The sequence below is a fragment of the Stappia indica genome (genome assembly GCF_009789575.1).
Lineage (GTDB): Bacteria > Pseudomonadota > Alphaproteobacteria > Rhizobiales > Stappiaceae > Stappia > Stappia indica_A.
The window spans coordinates 1,313,355-1,330,773 of the sequence record NZ_CP046908.1; the positions used below are offsets into that span (position 1 = coordinate 1,313,355).

Below are 17,419 nucleotides of genomic sequence, written 5' to 3' on the forward strand. Positions count from 1 at the left end.
GTCTGACAGCCCGGAGAAGTGGAACATCCTCTATTTATAGGATGAATCGCGCAGGAGCGCCCATGGGAATTGCACGGGCACCCCTGCGCGAAACACATGACCTAACGTCAGCGCGTCCGCGCGTCAGCTGTTGGCGGCCCGGATCGCCTCCCACACGCGCAGCGGCGTCGCCGGCATGTCGATATGGGCAACGCCCGCCCCGCGGCGGAGCGCATCGCCGACCGCATTCATCACCGCGGGACCTGCGCCGATGGTGCCGGCCTCGCCCGCGCCCTTGATGCCGAGCGCGTTGGTGGTGGAGGGAATGTTGTTGGTCTCGAAGCGGATGCCGGGAATGTCGGCCGCCCGCGGCATCTGGTAGTCGAGGAAGGAGGCCGTCAGCAGCTGGCCGTCCTCGTCGTAGACCGTGTGCTCCATCAAGGCCTGGCCGATGGCCTGCACGACGCCGCCATGCACTTGGCCGGCCAGCAGGATCGGGTTCACCGTGACGCCGAAATCGTCGACGATCACATAGTCCAGCAGCTCGATGTCGCCGGTCTCCGGATCGACCTCCAGCTCGCAGATATGCGTGCCGTTGGGATAGGTCGCCTCGGCCTGCTTGACCTCCTCGCTCGCCGTCAGCTGCTCGGGCGCGGCGGCCGCGATCTCGGCCAGGGTCACCGACCTGTCGGTGCCGACAACACGCACCTCGCCGTCGACGAGCTCCAGATCCTCCGGTCCCGCCTCCAGCTTGTCGGCGGCAAGGTCCTTGATCTTCTTCACCAGGCTGCGCGAGGCCTCCAGCACAGACGGCAGGCCGATGGGGATCGAGCGCGAGCCGCCCGTGCCGCCGCCCTTGCGCACCCGGTCGGTGTCGCCCTGGATCATGGTGATGCGGTCGAGATCGACGCCGAACTGCTCGGCCATGATCTGGCCATAGGCGGTAGCATGGCCCTGGCCGTTGGTCTGCGTGCCGATCAGCAGGGTCAGCGAGCCGTCGCCGCCCAACTCCACCGTCGCCTCCTCGGAGCCGGCAAAGGCGCAGGCCTCGATATAGGTCGCCATGCCGATGCCGCGATAGCGCCCGCGCGCCGCAGATTCCTCTGCCCGCTCGGTGAAGCCGTCCCAGCCGATGGCCGCCATCGCCTTGTCCATATGGGCGGAAAAGTCGCCGGTGTCGTACATCCGGCCCGTGTGGGTGGTGTAGGGCAGCTGCTCGGGGCGGATGAAGTTGCGGCGGCGGAATTCGGCCGGCGACATGTCCATCTCGGCCGCCGCCCGGTCGACCAGCCGCTCCAGCAGATAGGCGGCCTCGGGCCGGCCCGCGCCGCGATAGGCATCGGTCGGCGTCGTGTTGGTGTAGACGCCCTTCACCACGCCGTACATTGCCGGAACGTGATAGAGGCCGGTCGCCATCGACAGGCCGAAATTCGGGATCATCGGGCCGTACTGGTGCAGATAGGCACCCATCGCCGCGACGATCTCGACGCGCAGCGCCAGGATGCGCCCTTCCGCATCGAGCGCCACTTCCGCCACCGACAGGTTGTCGCGCCCGTGGGCGTCGGCGAGGAAGTGCTCGGTGCGCTCGCAGACCCACTTGACCGGCCGGCCGAGCCGCTCCGCCGCCACCAGGCAGACGGGGTATTCGGGATAGACGAAATTCTTGGTGCCGAAGCCGCCGCCGACATCCGGCGTGACGACCCGCAGCCGGTTGCGCGGAATGCCGAGGATGTCGCCGGCGATGATCGCCTGCATGCTGTGGCCGCCCTGGGTGCCGGCGGTCAGCGTGTAGCGCCCGCTCTCGGCGTCGTATTCGCCGATGCAGCCGCGCGGCTCCATGTAGTTGCACACCAGGCGGTTGTTGACGATGTCGATGCGGGTGACGTGATGGGCGGTCTCGAACGCCCGGTTGGTCGCCGCCGCATCGCCCGCGTCATAGGTGAAGGCGAGATTGGTGCCGGTCTCCGGCCACACCAACGGCGCATCCGGCTTCAGGGCATCGCCGGTGTCGACCACCGCGTCGAGCGGCTCGTAGTCGACCTCGACCAGCTCCGCCGCCGACTTGGCATTGGCGAGCGTGTCGGCAACGACGAGCGCGATGGGCTCGCCGACATGGCGCACGGTGTCGGTCGCCAGAACCGGGCGCGGGGGAACCGCGTGGCGCGTGCCGTCGGTCTGGGTGAGGATCGCCTTGGTCGGCATCAGGCCGAGATCGGGAATGTCCGCCGCGGTCATCACCATGGCGACGCCGGGCGCCGAGCGCGCGGCCTCCAGGTCGCCGAGGGTGATGCGCGCATGGGCCACGCTGGAGCGCACCACGAAGGCGCGCAGCATGCCGTCCGACTGGACGTCGTCGGTATAGTGCCCCCGGCCGGTGACCAGTGCATCGTCTTCCTTGCGGCGCACCGGCGCGCCGATGCCGAACTTGGCGTGCACCATCTCGTTCATTCGAATGCCTCGTTGCTAACAGCCGGGCACGGCCCGGAGATCGCTGCGGTGATTGCGGAAAGCGTTGCGTGCGACATGTGGCGCAGTGCCGGGAGGGTCAAGGCCGAACATGGCGGGTCAGGCGACGCGACGATCGCCGCCGCTGTGTGGATGGGGAAAGCTTAGCGGCAAAAGCGCCCGTTCGCCAAGGGGGAGCGGAACACCGGCCGGGCCCTTTCGCGATTGCTGCCAATGGGACTATGCTCGGCCTCTCACCTTCTTGCGGCGGCGCTCGTCGCCTGCCCGCCCACGGATAGCCCGATGCCCCCACCTTCCGAGCACACGCCCCCGGACCCTCCCGATCCCGGAGAGGGACGCAGCCTCGCCCAGCGCTACCGCGACACGGGCGACAGGCTGTCGCTGCTGCCGGGCAACATCCGCGGCATCCTGTGGATGCTGGTCGCCGGCATCTTCTTCACGGCGATGGTGACGCTCATCAAGATCCTCGGCGAGCGGCTGCATGTCGCCGAGATCATCATGATCCGCCAGGTCATCATGACGATCATCGTCGCCCCGGTGATCCTTTCCGGCCTTCCCGGCTCGCTGAAGACGCAGCGCCCGGGCCTGCATGTCATCCGCGTCGGCTGCGCCTCCGTGGCAATGCTCGCCGGCTTCACCGCGATCATCCACCTGCCGCTGGCGGACGCCACCGCAATCGCCTTTTCCAAGACCTTCTTCCTGACGATCTTCGCGATCCTGTTCCTCGGCGAGACCGTCGGACCCCACCGCTGGGCGGCGACCGCCGTCGGCTTCCTGGGTGTCGTCATCATCCTGCAGCCGGGCGGCGACACGGGCTTCAGCATCTATGCCGCCATGGCCGTCGTCGGCGCGGCGGCGGCCGGCATCGTCATGATCATCATCCGCAAGCTGTCGCAGGTGGAGCGTCCGGTCACCATCCTGACCTACCAGGCGTTCTTCGTCGGCCTGATCATGCTGCCCATCGCCATCTACTACTGGAAGACGCCGACGCTGGAGGAATGGGGCCTGCTGCTGCTGGTCGGCATGGCCTCCTGGGCCGGGCAGATGTGCAACATCCGCGCCTTCCGCGCCGGCGAGGCCTCGGCGCTCGCCGCGCTCGACTATGCCCGCCTGATCTATGCGACCATCATCGGCTTTCTGGTGTTCGGGGATCTGCCCGCGCCCGTGACCTATGCAGGCTCCGCGCTCATCGTCGCCGGCGCGCTCTATACGGTCTGGCGGGAAAACCGGCTCGGCCGGCACGTCACGGCGCGCACGGGCGTGCGGGCCGACCCGCCCTGACCTTGCACCGAGGGCCTACGCACCGTTGAAATGCGGCGTCCAAATCCCGTCGACGCGGTAACCGCCGAGGGTGGCTGCCATTTCCGCGAAGGCCGGTGTTCTCGTGAAGGCGATCAGCGCCTGGAACGGGGCCTCGAACCAGTCGCGCCGCGACACCAGCAGGTCGAACCGCTCCTCGCACACGGGCACGAAATCCAGCTTGAACTGCCGCGCCGAAGCGGCAAGCCCGAAGGCCGCATCCGCCCGCCCGTCGAGCACGGCGAGCGCTGCCTCGCGCTCGTCCCGCGCCACCGGGGCGCCCTGCGGCACGGCAATGCCGGCTTGCGCGAACATTCGCTCCATCAGGTGCTGGCTGCCCGCCTGCGGCTGGCGCAAGACCATGCGCGTGCCGGCAAGATCTGCGATGGAGCCGATGCCGAGCGGATTGCCCGGCGAGACGATGATGCCGCGGTCGCGCCAGGCCCATTCGGCCAGCACCACGGGGCGGAAGCGAAAGCGGCGCGAGACGAGCTCGGTGTTCCAGCCCTCGTCCTGGATCATGTGCAGGCCGGCGGCGACGCCTTCCAGATGGTCGAACCGGTCGAGCCCGTCGAGGCTGCCGTCGAAGAAGGCGGCGAGGCCCGAGCCGCTCTCGCGCAGCGCCCATTCCAGCAGCGGGTCGTGACTGCCGAGGATGACGGCCGGCCGCGTGCCCTCGCCGGTCGGTGCCTCGCTGGCATTCTCGATCCAGGCCAGCACCACTTCGCGGGGGAAGAGCAGCTTGCCGGTGGCACGGCTGTGCGGGATCTCGCCGGCAGCCGCCAGGTCGTAGATCTTTCGCTCCTTCACCCGGAGCAGGTCGGCCATTTCCTTGGTCGTGAGATAGGTCGGCAGGTCGGCCGTCATCTTGCCGGGTGTCCTGTTGCAGGTGGCGGATAGGATCATTGCCGACAATGCCAAGTCGGCCCGCCCGCATCAAGCACCGCCGACGCAAGGACTTGCGAACACGAGGAGACCGTCAGCCTTCAGGGGCAGCGGCGGCGGCGGCCCGCTTCGCCTTCTCCTCCTCCACCAACTCCTTCTTGGACAGCTTGCCGACCATCGTCTTGGGCAGGGCGTCGCGGAACTCGATCTCCTGCGGCAACTCGATTGGCGACAGGTGGCCTTTCAGGAACTGCCGGAGATCCTCGGCGGAGACGTGCTCGTCCGGCTTCAGCTTGATGAAGGCCTTGGGCGCCTGGCCGCGATAGGGGTCGGGAATGGCGATGACGATCGTCTCTTCCACCGCCGGATGCTGGTAGATCGCCTCCTCGATCATCCGCGGATAGACGTTGTAGCCCGAGCACAGGATCAGGTCCTTGATCCGGTCGACCAGATAGACGAAGCCGTCCGGATCGCGGTAACCGACATCGCCCGTATGCAAGGCGCCGTTCTCGATGGCCCGGGCCGTATCTTCCGGGCGATTGTAGTAGCCGGCCATCACCTGCGGCCCGCGCACCACGAGTTCGCCCTTCTCGCCCTCCGGTACGCATTGGGACGGGTTTTCCAGGCTGCGGAATTCCAGCACCGTGCCGGGAATGGCAAGGCCGATGGAGCCCGCCCGGCGGTTCTCGTTGAGCGGGTTCGCCGCAACCACGGGCGAGGCTTCGGTCAGGCCGTAGCCTTCCACCAGGATACAGCCGGTCAGCCCCTCGAACTGGGTCTTCACCTCCACCGGAAGCGGCGCGCCGCCGGAGATGCACAGCCGGATCGTGGTGAGATCGTAGCCCTTGGTCATCTCGGAATTGTTGATCGCGGTGTAGATGGTCGGCACGCCGGGAAACAGCGTGATCTTCTTTCGCCGGATCGTGTCGAGCAGCATCTTCAGCTCGAAGCGCGGCATCAACACCATCTCGGCCGCCAGCACCACCGAGAGGTTTTGCGCCACCGTCATCGCGAAGACGTGGAAGAACGGCAGCACGCAGAGCATCTTCTCCTCGCCGACCTTCGCCTCGCAGAAGATCGAGCGCATCTGCTCGATATTCGCGGCAAGGTTGGTGTGGGTCAGCATCGCCCCCTTGGGAACGCCGGTCGTGCCGCCGGTGTATTGCAGCACGGCGATGTCGGTATCGGGGCGGATGTCGGCAACGCGCGGGCTGGCGCCGTGGCCGACGACTTCCGAAAAGCGCGGATGCGCGGCATCCTGCGGCACGCGCGCCCGGTCGCCGCGCTTGAACAGCTGGAACAGCAGCTTCTTGGGCTGGGGCAGGATATCGGCCATCGGGCAGACGATGACGCGGTCGAGCGTTCCCTCGCGCCGCACCGCCTCCACCTTGTCGTAGATGACCTTGAGATCCATGGTCACCATGATGCGCGTGCCGCTGTCCCGCGCCTGGAACGACAGTTCCCGCTCCACGTAGAGCGGGTTGAAGTTCACCACGATGCCGCCGATCTTCAGCACCGCGAAATAGAAGATCGTGTAGTAGGGCGTGTTGGGCAGGCACAGGCCCACCTTGTCGCCCTTGACCACGCCCATCGCCTGAAGGCCGGCCGCCGCCCGGTCGGTCAGCGCCGCGATCTCGGCATAGGTCCAGCCCTTGCCGAGGAAGTCCATGGCCGGTCGCCGGCCATGCTCCCTGGCGGCCGTGTCGAGATAGGTGTGCATCGGCTGCGGACGAAAAGCGGCAAGCCAGACCTGCGGTTCGCTCACGATGGTTCCTCCCGGACCCGGCACGTGGATCGTGCCCTGTTGTTGCACGGCGCCCGCCCCTCCCGCAGACCCGCGGCCGGCTTCGCCGGCACAGTCAACATGGGCAAGCCTTCCCTTTACGTCAACGTAAAATCCGACTCTCCGGCGGCGCTCCGGCCTTGCGCCAGTCTACCACGCGGCGACTCTACCACGCGGCGGCCGAGATCGGCATCGCGGCAGTCGCCACGCTCAACCGAGCAGCGCGAAACGGTCGACGTCGAACATCCCGCGATCCGTGATCTTCAGATGCGGGATGACCGGCAGCGGCAGGAAGGCGACCTGCAGGAACGGCTCGGGCAGCGTACAGCCCAGCGCACGGGCGGCGATCCGCAGCGACTCCAAGGCATGGCGAACCTCCTCGAACGAGGCAAGGCTCATCAGCCCGGCAACGGGAAGGGCAAGCTCCGCCATCACCGTGTCGCCGCGCGCCACGACGAACCCGCCCTGCAGCTCGGCGATCCGGTTGACCGCCGTCGCCATCGAGGCGTCGTCGCAGCCGACAACGCAGATATTGTGGCTGTCATGGCCGACGGAGGAGGCGATCGCCCCGCCCTGCAAGCCGAACCCGGAGACGAAGCCGCGGCCGATATTGCCGTTCTTCCCGTGCCGCTCCACCACCGCGACCTTGGCGACATCGGCAGCGGGATCGGCCAGCAACCCGCCCTCCCCCTCCGGCAGGCTGCGGGACAGGTGCTCCGTGATGATCCGGCCCGGCACCACGCCGATGACGGCGCGCTCGTTCGAGCCGGTCGCCGCAATGCGGAAGTCCTCCGCGGTCACGGGACGCTGCAGGCGCACGCTGTCGAGCCCGACCGGCTGCAGCGACTGGCGCGCGGCGAAGGCCGCCTCGTCCACCGGACGCCCCGCCGCGATGACCGAATGGACGCGGCAGTCCTCCAGATCGTCGAGAAGCACGATATCGGCGCGCCAGCCCGGCGCCACCTGCCCCCGGTCGCGCAGGCCGAAGGCGACCGCCGCCGACCAGCTGGCCGCGCGATAGGCGTCGCAAGGCCGGGCGCCGCGGGCGATCAGCCGCCGGATCATGCTGTCGAGATGGCCTTCCTCGGCAATGTCGAGCGGATTGCGGTCGTCGGTGCAAAGGCACACGAAGGAAGATGCGTCCGGCGTCAGGATCTCGGCCAGAGCCTCCAGGTCCTTCGACACCGAGCCCTCCCGGATCAGGATGGTCATGCCCTTGGCGAGCTTCTCGCGCGCTTCCGCCGCCGTGGTCGCCTCGTGGTCGGTGCGGATGCGCGCTGCAAGATAGCCGTTGAGATCGAGCCCCGACAGCAGCGGCGCGTGCCCGTCGATATGACCGTCCTGGAAGGCCGCCAGCTTGGCGATGGCGCCGGGATCGCGCGCCAGCACGCCGGGAAAATTCATGAATTCCGCCAGGCCGATCACCTTCGGATGGTCGCGGAACGGTTCGAGATCCTCGATCTCGAGCCGCGCGCCGGCCGTTTCGAATGCGGTCGCCGGCACGCAGGACGACAGATTGACCCGCAGGTCCATCAGCGTGCGCTCGGACGCATCGAGGAAATAGCGGATACCCGCCGCGCCCAGCACATTGGCGATCTCGTGCGGGTCGCAGATCGCGGTCGTCACGCCGTGCGGCAGCACGCAGCGGTCGAATTCGAGCGGCGTCACCAGCGACGATTCGACATGCAGATGCGTGTCGATGAAGCCCGGAACCACGATGCGCCCGCCGCCGTCGATTTCGCGTTTCCCGCGATAGCGTCCATGCGTCCCGACGATCCGGTCGCCGACAATCGCCACATCCGTCTCCGTCAGCGACCCGTCGATCACCGAGAACAGGCGCACGTTCCGCAGGACGAGATCCGCAGGCTCCTCCCCGCGCCCGGCGGCAATCGCCCGTTCGAGAAAGGCCCGTGTTTCCATCGTGTTCGGCATGTCGCGCTCCCTGCCGTGCGATCCCTGCACCTTGCCTTGCACCCAAGCATGGCACAAGCACGGCAGGGCGCGCCAGCGCCACCGGACGTTGCGGATTCCGCGCTGCAGCACGGAAAGCGGATTGACAAGCGCCGCCCGTCGATAATTAATAAATCAACTTAAAGAAATAAATCGTCCAACCGCCCGGCAGAGGCGGGGCGGTCGGTGAGGGAGGATTTCTCGTGGCAAGGCGCCCGCTCGTCGGACAGGGATCGAATTCCGTTCAGTTGCGCCGCTACAACGAGCGCATCGTGCTGCAGGTGCTGCGCCGTGTCGGCGACGCGTCCAAGGCGGATCTGGCGCGCCTCGCCCAGCTGACCAACGCGGCCATCGGCGGCATCATCCAGGACCTGACGGCCAGCGGCCTCATCGAGACGCTGGGCAAGCGGCACGACGGCGGGCGCGGCCAGCCGGCGACCATGCTGCGCCTGTCCGCCACCGGGGCCTACGGTTTCGGCGTGCGTATCGACCGCACCTCGATCGAGACGGTGCTGGCGGATTTTTCCGGCCGCATCATCGGCCGGCAGTCGCACGACCGGTTCCTGCCCGAGCCCGAGCGGGTCGTCGACATCGTCGCCCGCGACATCGCCATCCTGCTGCGGCTGATCTCGCCGCAGGAGCATGCGCGCATTGCCGGCGTCGGCGTCGCCATGCCGTTCAACCTCGGCTCCTGGCTGCACGAGCTCGGCCTGCCCAAGGCGAATTTCCACCTGTGGGACGACATCGACTTCAAGCAGATGCTGGAAGAGACGGTCGACTTCCCGGTCTTTTCCGAGAACGACGGCACTGCCGCCGCCATCGCCGAGCTGTTCTCCGGTGCCGGCCGCCATGCCGACGACTTCCTCTACCTGTTCCTCGGTCCCGCCATCGGCGGCGGCGTCGTCTATGGCGGCGACTGCGTGAAGGGCGTCCAGGGCAATGCCGGCGACGTCGCCATGATCCCGGTGCCGCGCAGCCGGCTCGCCTCCGCCCCCGCCCCGCGCGGGGAGATGGACATCCTGCTGACCCGCGCCTCTCTCTCGGCGCTGAAGCGCCACCTTGCCCATCACGGCATCGTCGCGGAGACGCGGGACGACCTGGAGCGCGCGGCCGAAAGCGGCCACCCGGCGGTAGAAGAGTGGCTGGAGGATTGCGTCGCCGCGCTGACCCCGGCGATCTGGTCGGCGATCTCGCTGATCGACGTGCCGCTGGTGGTGATCGACTTCGACATCGACGGCGGCCTGCCGCAGCGCCTGATCGACGACCTGACCCGCTCGCTGGCGCTGGCCGCGCCGCAGTCGCGCGTGCCGCCGCGCCTGCGCCGCGGCTCCTTCGGCCAGGACGCGGGCGCTGTCGGCGCCGCCAACCTGCCGATCTTCTTCAACTATTCGCCCCGTACCGCGATCCCGACCGCGAACGAGGGCAAACGAGGTGCTGCCGATGCCGCCGCGCGCAAGGCGCGCAAGGACGTCGAGCCCGCACAGGATGGCCGCCCGGCTTGAGGGGCCGGACGGCCTGCGATCCGATCGCAAGCCAACTGGGAGGAACTGACAATGCTTAGGAAACTCATGCTCGCCGGCACCGTGCTCGGCATGGCCGCGGCCACTCCGGCGCTCGGCGCCGACATCTCCGCGTGCCTCGTCACCAAGACCGACACCAACCCGTTCTTCGTCAAGATGAAGGAAGGCGCCACCGCCAAGGCGGCAGAACTGGGCATCGAACTGAAGTCCTATGCCGGCAAGATCGACGGCGACCACGAGAGCCAGGTCGCGGCCATCGAGACCTGCATCGCCGACGGCGCCAAGGGCATCCTCATCACCGCCTCCGACACCAAGGGTATCGTCGACAGCGTCAAGCAGGCACGCGATGCCGGCATCCTGGTGATCGCGCTCGACACGCCGCTGGAGCCCGTCGACGCGGCCGACGCGACCTTCGCCACGGACAATTTCAAGGCCGGCGAGCTGATCGGCCAGTGGGCCCGCGCCACGCTCGGCGATGCGGCCGCCGACGCCAGGATCGCCATGCTCGACCTTGCCGTCAGCCAGCCCTCCGTCGGCGTGCTGCGCGACCAGGGCTTCCTGACCGGCTTCGGCATCGACGTGAAGGACCCGAACCGCTGGGGCGACGAGGACGATCCGCGCATCGTCGGCAACGACGTGACCGCCGGCAACGAGGAAGGCGGCCGCCGCGCCATGGAGAACCTCCTGACCAAGGATCCCATGGTCAACGTCGTCTACACGATCAACGAGCCCGCCGCCGCCGGCGCCTATGAGGCGCTGAAGGCGATGGGCCGCGAGAACGACGTGCTGATCGTCTCGGTGGACGGCGGTTGCCCGGGCGTGAAGAACGTCGTCGAAGGCGTGATCGGCGCCACCTCGCAGCAGTATCCGCTGCTGATGGCCTCGCTCGGCATCGAGGCGATCAAGACCTTCGCCGAGACCGGTGCCAAGCCGGAGCCGACGCCGGGCAAGAATTTCTTCGACACGGGCGTCGCGCTGGTCACGGACAAGCCGGCGGAGGGCGTTCCCTCCATCGACACGAAGGAAGGCATGGACAAGTGCTGGGGCTGATGCCCCGCATCGCAGACTGACGACGGCTCCGCGCGGGACGGCAACGCCCCTCCCGCGCGGGCCATCTTAAAGTCCAGGCATTCCAGTCCAGGCACCGTTGCGGGGGAGGAGACCCAATGAGCGACGCACAGACATCCGCAAAACACGACTTCGAAAAGGGCCTCGACGGAAGCTCCTCGGAGGTTGCCGCCTTCGAGCGCCCTGCCCGCCCGCTCATCGACCGGATCCAGCACCGGCTGCATGCCCGCCCCGAATTCGTGCCGCTGATCGTCCTGGTGCTGTCGCTGGCGGTGTTCGGCATCCTGCTCGGCTCGAAATTCTTCTCGCCCTTCGCCCTGACGCTCATTCTCCAGCAGGTGGCCATCGTCGGCATCGTCGGCTGCGCCCAGTCGCTGGTGATCCTGACCGCCGGCATCGACCTGTCGGTCGGCGCGATCATGGTCCTGTCCTCGGTGGTGATGGGCCAGTTCACCTTCCGCTACGGGCTGCCGCCCGAGATCGCCGTGCTGTGCGGCCTTGCCTGCGGCACCTTCTGCGGCTTCATCAACGGCGCTCTGGTCGCCTGGATGCGCCTGCCGCCCTTCATCGTCACGCTCGGCATGTGGCAGATCGTGCTGGCGGCCAACTTCCTCTACTCGGCCAACGAGACGATCCGCAGCCAGGACATCGAGGCGCAGGCCCCGATCCTCCAGTTCTTCGGCGAGAAGTTCAGCATCGGCGGCGCGGTCTTCACCTATGGCGTCATCGCCATGTTCCTGCTGGTGCTGATCCTCAACTACGTGCTGAACCACACCGCCTGGGGACGGCATGTCTATGCCATCGGCGACGATCCGGAGGCGGCGGAGCTGGCCGGCGTGCGCGTCGCCCGCATGCGCATCTCGGTCTACACGCTGGCCGGCCTCATCTGCGCCATCGGCGGCTGGGCAATGATCGGCCGCCTCGGCTCGGTCTCCCCGACCACCGGCCAGTTCACCAACATCGAATCCATCACCGCGGTGGTGATCGGCGGCATCTCGCTGTTCGGCGGGCGCGGCTCGATCCTCGGCATGCTGTTCGGCGCGCTCATCGTCGGCGTGTTCTCGCTCGGCCTGCGCCTCATCGGCACCGATCCGCAATGGACCTACCTGCTCATCGGCATGCTGATCATCGGCGCCGTCGCCATCGACCAGTGGATCAGAAAGGTTGCAGCATGACCCGCGAACCGATCCTCACCGCCCGCGGCCTCGTCAAGCGCTACGGCCGCGTCGTCGCCCTCGACCGGGCCGACTTCGACCTCTATCCCGGCGAGATCCTCGCCGTGATCGGCGACAATGGCGCCGGCAAGTCGACCCTGATCAAGGCGATCTCCGGTGCCGTCGTTCCCGACGAGGGCGAGATCCGGCTGGAAGGCAGGCCGGTCAACTTCTCCTCGCCGATGCGGGCCCGCGAAGCCGGCATCGAGACGGTCTACCAGAACCTTGCCCTGTCGCCGGCGCTGTCGATTGCCGACAACCTGTTCATGGGCCGCGAGTTGCGCAGCCCCGGCTGGATGGGCAAGTACCTGCGCAAGCTCGACCGCAAGGCGATGGAGAAGATCGCCCGCGAAAAGCTCTCCGAACTCGGCCTGATGACCATCCAGAACATCAACCAGGCGGTGGAGACCCTGTCCGGCGGCCAGCGCCAGGGCGTTGCCGTGGCACGCGCTGCCGCCTTCGGCTCCAAGGTGGTGATCATGGACGAGCCGACCGCCGCCCTCGGCGTCAAGGAAAGCCGCAAGGTCCTCGACCTGATCCGCGACGTGAAGGCGCGCGGCCTGCCCATCGTGCTGATTTCCCACAACATGCCGCATGTCTTCGAGGTCGCCGACCGCATCCATATCCATCGCCTCGGGCGTCGTGCCTGTGTCATAAGGCCGGACGATTTCTCCATGTCCGACGCTGTCGCCATCATGACCGGCGCGATGGAACCGCCGCAGGCCGCGGCGGCCTGACGATGAGACAAGACCCGCCGATCCCGATGCCTCGAAGGAGCTCCGTTCAATGATTCTCGTCTGCGGCGAAGCGCTGTTCGACCTGTTTGCCGAGGACGGCGGCGGCGGGCAGCTGACGCTCGATGCCCGCATCGGCGGCTCGCCCTTCAATGTCGCCGTGGGCCTTGCGCGGCTCGAGGTTCCGGTCGCCTATTTCGGCGGCCTGTCGCGCGACTTCTTCGGCCGCCGTCTCAAGGGCGCGCTGGAAACGGAAGGCGTCGACACCTCCCTCGTCGTCGACAGCGACGCGCTGACCACCCTCAGCGTCGTCGGCCTCGATGCCTCGGGAAGCCCGGCCTATTCGTTCTACGGGGAAGGCGCGGCCGACCGGCTGGTCTCGCCGGACGACCTGCCCGTGCTTCCGGAGGGCGTCGACACGATCCATCTGGGCTCGTTCTCCGCCCTGGTCCCGCCGGTCGGCGACAGCCTGCTGCAGCTGGTCCGGCGCGAGCATGGGCGTCGCCTCGTCGCCTATGATCCGAACATCCGGCCCACGGTCGTTGCCGACCTTGCCGCCTGGCGCGGCCGGCTCGACGACCTCCTGCCGCATGTCGACCTCTTGAAGATCAGCGCCGAGGATGCCGAGACGCTGTTTCCCGGCGCCGATCCGGCCGAGCTGGCGCGCGGCTGGCTTGCCCGCGGTCCCGCCCTCGTCATCGTGACGCGCGGGCGAGAGGGCGCGAGCGCCTTCACCGCGACCGCAAGCGCCAGCGTGCCCGGGCGCAGCGTTGCCGTCGTCGACACGGTCGGGGCCGGCGACACGTTCCAGGCTGCCCTGCTGGCACGGCTCGGCGAGACCGCCGCCCGCAGCCGCGCGACACTCTCCGCTTTGGGGGAAGACGCGCTCGCCGATCTCCTCGATTATGCAGGCAGAGCCTCTGCCGTCACCTGTACCCGGCGTGGAGCGGACCTCCCCCGCCGCGCCGAACTTCTCGCCTGACAGCGAAACCGCACAAGTGAAAGGACCGCCATGGCCGCGCGTGTCATCGAAGTCGCCCCGTTCGACCTGATCGTTTTCGGGGCCACCGGCGATCTGGCGCACAGGAAGCTGCTGCCCGCCCTCTATCACCGCGATCTCGACGGGCAGATCCCGCTGGATGCCCGCATTCTCGCCTGCTCGCGGCGCGACATGTCCGACAGCGACTATCGCGAGTTCGCCCGCGAAGCGATCAGCGAGCATGTCTCGGACATCGAGGACGAGGCGCTGGCGCGGTTTCTCGACCGCCTCTCATACCTTGCCGTCGATGCGGCAGGCGAGCGGGGCTGGACCGAGCTCGCCTCCGCCCTGACGGGCCGCGAGGACGTGGTGCGCGCGTTCTATCTCGCGGTCTCGCCCGACTTCTTCGGCCCGATCTGCGAGCGGATCGGCGCCCATGGCCTGACCACTGAGCTTGCCCGCGTCGTCATCGAGAAGCCCATCGGCAAGGACGGCGAGTCGGCGCGCAAGGTGAACGCCGCCATCGGCGCGGTGTTCCGCGAGGACCAGATCTTCCGCATCGACCACTATCTCGGCAAGGAGACGGTGCAGAACCTGATGGCCCTGCGCTTCGCCAATGCCCTGTTCGAGCCGCTTTGGAACGCCGCCCATATCGACCATGTGCAGATCACCGTGGCCGAGGCGCTCGGCGTCGAGGGCCGCGCCGGCTATTACGACACGGCCGGCGCGATGCGCGACATGGTGCAGAACCATATCCTCCAGCTGCTGTGCCTGGTCGCCATGGAGCCGCCCGAGTCGATGGACGCGGATTCGGTGCGCGACGAGAAGCTGAAGGTGCTCAAGGCGCTGAGGCCGATGGATGCCGATCTCGCCTCCCGCACCACGGTGCGCGGCCAGTACCGGGCCGGAGCTTCGGCGGGCGGCGCGGTGCCGGGATATCTGGAAGAGCTGAGCAACCCCGCATCCGAAACCGAGACCTTCGTCGCGGTGAAGGCCGAGATCGCCAACTGGCGCTGGGCCAATGTTCCCTTCTACCTGCGCACCGGCAAGCGCCTTGCAACCCGCGTGTCGGAGATCGTCGTGCAGTTCCGCCCGATCCCGCACTCGATCTTCGGCGAGGAAGCCGGCGCGATCCCCCCGAACCGGCTCGTCATCCGCCTGCAGCCGGACGAGGGCGTGCGCATGCAGGTGATGATCAAGGACCCCGGCCCCGGCGGCATGCGCCTGCGGCAGGTGCCGCTCGACATGTCCTTCGCCAAGGCCTTTGCCGTGCGCAACCCGGACGCCTACGAGCGGCTGATCATGGACGTGATCCGCGGCAACCAGACCCTGTTCATGCGCCGCGACGAGGTGGAAGCTGCCTGGGCCTGGGTCGACCCGATCCTGCAGGCCTGGTCGACCTTGAAGGAACCGCCGAAGGGCTACACGTCGGGAACATGGGGACCATCGGCGGCCATCGCCCTGATCGAGCGCGACGGGCGCACCTGGTTCGAGGACCTGATCTGAGCTGACTGGTTCGGCCGGGATGGGGCACCCTCATCCCGGTTGAACGGGGAATTAAATCGATTTAAACGTCGTGCCGGAACAGGCGTTCGCCTGCCGGTCCACAGGATCGCCGGTCGTCAGAGGCAACTCATCCGGAGCACTCCCGCCGGACAGACCGCAACCGAAAGGACGGAAACCGCCATGAGCCTTCATTCCACGATCGCCGCCGTGACCGAGCGCATCATCGAGCGCAGCCGTGACAGCCGCACCCAGTATCTGGAGCGCATCCGCCTTGCCGCCGAAAACGGCCCGCGCCGCTCGACGCTCTCCTGCGGCAACCTTGCCCACGGCTTCGCCGCCTGCGGGGTCACCGACAAGGAACGGCTGGCCGGCGACGTGGTGCCGAACCTCGGCATCATCACCGCCTATAACGACATGCTGTCGGCGCATCAGCCCTACGAGCGCTTTCCGGAGCTGATCCGCGATGCGGCGCGCGAGGTCGGAGCGGTCGCCCAGGTCGCCGCCGGCGTCCCTGCGATGTGCGACGGCGTCACCCAGGGCCAGGCCGGCATGGAGCTGTCGCTGTTTTCCCGCGACGTGATCGCCATGTCGACGGCCATCGGCCTGTCGCACCAGATGTTCGACGCCGCCGTCTTCCTCGGCATCTGCGACAAGATCGTTCCCGGCCTGATGATCGGGGCGCTGTCCTTCGGCCATCTGCCGGCGGTGTTCGTTCCGGCCGGCCCGATGCCCACCGGCATGTCCAACGACGAGAAGGCCAAGACCCGCCAGCTCTATGCGGAAGGCAAGATCGGCCGGGCCGAGCTGCTGGAGGCTGAGAGCAAGTCCTACCACTCGCCGGGCACCTGCACCTTCTATGGCACCGCCAATTCCAACCAGATGCTGATGGAGATCATGGGCCTGCACCTGCCGGGCGCCAGCTTCGTGCATCCGGGCACGCCGCTGCGCGATGCGCTGACCCGCGAGGCGGCAAAGCGCGCGCTGGCGCTCACCGCGCTCGGCAATGCCTATACGCCGGTCGGCGAGATGATCGACGAGCGCGCCATCGTCAACGGCGTCGTCGGCCTGCACGCCACCGGCGGCTCCACCAACCACACCCTGCATCTGGTCGCCATCGCCGCCACCGCCGGCATCCGCCTGACCTGGGACGACATTTCGGACCTCTCCGACGCCGTTCCGCTGATCGCCCGGATCTATCCGAACGGAATGGCGGACGTGAACCACTTCCAGGCGGCCGGCGGCATGGGCTACCTGATCGGCGAGCTGCTGGAGGCCGGCCTGCTGCACCGCGACGTGCGCACGGTCGCCGGCACCGGCCTCGACGCCTATACGGTCGAGGCGCGGCTGACCGAGGAAGGCGGCGTCGCCTGGGTGCCCGCAACCCGCGACAGCGGCGATCCCAAGGTCCTGTCGACGGCGAGCGAGCCGTTCCAGAAGAACGGCGGCCTCACGGTGCTTGAGGGCAATCTCGGCCGCGCGGTGATCAAGGTCTCCGCCGTCGCGCCGGAACGGCGCGTGGTCGAGGCCCCGGCCCGCGTCTTCGCCTCGCAGGAGGCCCTGCAGGCCGCCTTCAAGGCGGGAGAGCTCACCTCCGACTTCATCGCCGTGCTGCCTTTCCAGGGCCCGCGCGCCTGCGGCATGCCGGAACTGCACAAGCTGACGCCGGCGCTCGGCGTGCTGCAGGACCGCGGCATCAAGGTCGCGCTGGTCACCGACGGGCGCATGTCGGGCGCCTCCGGCAAGGTGCCGGCGGCGATCCACGTCACGCCGGAAGCCGTCGACGGCGGCCCCATCTCCCGCATTCGCGACGGCGACCTCTTGCGCGTCGACGCATCCGCCGGCCGGCTCGAAGTGCTGGTCGATGCGGCGGAGTTCGCCGCGCGCACGCCCGCGACCGCCGACCTTTCGGCCCACCAGCACGGCGTCGGCCGCGACCTCTTCGCCGCCTTCCGCGCCTTTGCCGGCCCGGCCGACCAGGGCGCCCACGTATTCGGCAATCACGGGTTTGCCGCCTGACGCATGCCATTCACGGAGAA

General features: G+C 68.1%; 12 protein-coding genes. 8 read left to right on the forward strand and 4 right to left on the reverse strand.

Annotated features, from left to right (window positions below):
- Positions 1–123 precede the first annotated feature (123 nt).
- Positions 124–2,427, reverse strand: coding sequence for a xanthine dehydrogenase family protein molybdopterin-binding subunit (locus tag GH266_RS06285; RefSeq protein ID WP_158193136.1), 2,304 nt, complete (start codon positions 2,425–2,427; stop codon positions 124–126).
- Positions 2,428–2,727: 300 nt separating this feature from the next.
- Here GH266_RS06285 and GH266_RS06290 point away from each other — a divergent pair, with 300 nt between their 5' ends.
- Positions 2,728–3,726, forward strand: a complete 999-nt coding sequence (locus GH266_RS06290; protein ID WP_158193137.1) for a DMT family transporter — start codon at positions 2,728–2,730, stop codon at positions 3,724–3,726.
- Between the two features lie 15 nt (positions 3,727–3,741).
- Here the strand turns inward: GH266_RS06290 and GH266_RS06295 are convergent, their stop codons facing one another.
- The 3 genes from GH266_RS06295 to ade all read right to left on the reverse strand — a co-directional run bounded on the left by GH266_RS06295 (position 3,742) and on the right by ade (position 8,344).
- Positions 3,742–4,611 carry a helix-turn-helix transcriptional regulator gene (locus GH266_RS06295; RefSeq protein WP_158193138.1) on the reverse strand — a complete coding sequence of 290 codons (870 nt, stop codon included), beginning with the start codon at positions 4,609–4,611 and terminating at the stop codon, positions 3,742–3,744.
- A 112-nt stretch (positions 4,612–4,723) separates the two neighbouring features.
- Complete coding sequence (locus GH266_RS06300) at positions 4,724–6,349, reverse strand: long-chain-fatty-acid--CoA ligase (RefSeq protein ID WP_158196070.1); 1,626 nt, start codon at positions 6,347–6,349, stop codon at positions 4,724–4,726.
- A 273-nt stretch (positions 6,350–6,622) separates the two neighbouring features.
- Complete coding sequence (gene ade, locus GH266_RS06305; RefSeq protein WP_158193139.1) at positions 6,623–8,344, reverse strand: adenine deaminase; 1,722 nt, start codon at positions 8,342–8,344, stop codon at positions 6,623–6,625.
- A 221-nt stretch (positions 8,345–8,565) separates the two neighbouring features.
- Between ade and GH266_RS06310 the strand changes: the two genes are divergently transcribed.
- The 7 genes from GH266_RS06310 to edd all read left to right on the forward strand — a co-directional run bounded on the left by GH266_RS06310 (position 8,566) and on the right by edd (position 17,399).
- A complete protein-coding gene (locus GH266_RS06310) occupies positions 8,566–9,864 on the forward strand; it encodes an ROK family transcriptional regulator (protein WP_158193140.1) in 1,299 nt (432 codons plus the stop codon).
- Positions 9,865–9,915: 51 nt separating this feature from the next.
- Positions 9,916–10,932, forward strand: coding sequence for a sugar ABC transporter substrate-binding protein (locus tag GH266_RS06315; protein ID WP_158193141.1), 1,017 nt, complete (start codon positions 9,916–9,918; stop codon positions 10,930–10,932).
- Between the two features lie 116 nt (positions 10,933–11,048).
- Positions 11,049–12,125: an ABC transporter permease gene (locus GH266_RS06320; protein ID WP_158193142.1), complete on the forward strand. Its 1,077-nt coding sequence runs from the start codon at positions 11,049–11,051 to the stop codon at positions 12,123–12,125.
- Positions 12,122–12,901 carry an ATP-binding cassette domain-containing protein gene (locus GH266_RS06325; RefSeq protein WP_158193143.1) on the forward strand — a complete coding sequence of 260 codons (780 nt, stop codon included), beginning with the start codon at positions 12,122–12,124 and terminating at the stop codon, positions 12,899–12,901. The genes GH266_RS06320 and GH266_RS06325 overlap by 4 nt, the downstream gene beginning before the upstream one ends.
- A gap of 49 nt (positions 12,902–12,950) precedes the next feature.
- Positions 12,951–13,880: a carbohydrate kinase family protein gene (locus tag GH266_RS06330; protein ID WP_158193144.1), complete on the forward strand. Its 930-nt coding sequence runs from the start codon at positions 12,951–12,953 to the stop codon at positions 13,878–13,880.
- Between the two features lie 30 nt (positions 13,881–13,910).
- The gene (gene zwf, locus GH266_RS06335) at positions 13,911–15,383 is read left to right on the forward strand and encodes a glucose-6-phosphate dehydrogenase (RefSeq protein WP_158193145.1); all 1,473 of its coding nucleotides are present in this window, start codon (positions 13,911–13,913) and stop codon (positions 15,381–15,383) included.
- A gap of 180 nt (positions 15,384–15,563) precedes the next feature.
- The gene (gene edd / locus GH266_RS06340) at positions 15,564–17,399 is read left to right on the forward strand and encodes a phosphogluconate dehydratase (protein WP_158193146.1); all 1,836 of its coding nucleotides are present in this window, start codon (positions 15,564–15,566) and stop codon (positions 17,397–17,399) included.
- The last annotated feature ends 20 nt before the right edge of the window (positions 17,400–17,419 follow it).

What these genes read in the sequence shown, in the direction of transcription:
- GH266_RS06285 (WP_158193136.1), bottom strand. Translation starts at nt 2,427, where the DNA reads ATGAACGAGATGGTGCACGCCAAGTTCGGCATCGGCGCGCCGGTGCGC.
- GH266_RS06290 (WP_158193137.1), top strand. Translation starts at nt 2,728, where the DNA reads ATGCCCCCACCTTCCGAGCACACGCCCCCGGACCCTCCCGATCCCGGA.
- GH266_RS06295 (WP_158193138.1), bottom strand. Translation starts at nt 4,611, where the DNA reads ATGACGGCCGACCTGCCGACCTATCTCACGACCAAGGAAATGGCCGAC.
- GH266_RS06300 (WP_158196070.1), bottom strand. Translation starts at nt 6,349, where the DNA reads ATGCACACCTATCTCGACACGGCCGCCAGGGAGCATGGCCGGCGACCG.
- ade (WP_158193139.1), bottom strand. Translation starts at nt 8,344, where the DNA reads ATGCCGAACACGATGGAAACACGGGCCTTTCTCGAACGGGCGATTGCC.
- GH266_RS06315 (WP_158193141.1), top strand. Translation starts at nt 9,916, where the DNA reads ATGCTTAGGAAACTCATGCTCGCCGGCACCGTGCTCGGCATGGCCGCG.
- GH266_RS06320 (WP_158193142.1), top strand. Translation starts at nt 11,049, where the DNA reads ATGAGCGACGCACAGACATCCGCAAAACACGACTTCGAAAAGGGCCTC.
- GH266_RS06325 (WP_158193143.1), top strand. Translation starts at nt 12,122, where the DNA reads ATGACCCGCGAACCGATCCTCACCGCCCGCGGCCTCGTCAAGCGCTAC.
- GH266_RS06330 (WP_158193144.1), top strand. Translation starts at nt 12,951, where the DNA reads ATGATTCTCGTCTGCGGCGAAGCGCTGTTCGACCTGTTTGCCGAGGAC.
- zwf (WP_158193145.1), top strand. Translation starts at nt 13,911, where the DNA reads ATGGCCGCGCGTGTCATCGAAGTCGCCCCGTTCGACCTGATCGTTTTC.
- edd (WP_158193146.1), top strand. Translation starts at nt 15,564, where the DNA reads ATGAGCCTTCATTCCACGATCGCCGCCGTGACCGAGCGCATCATCGAG.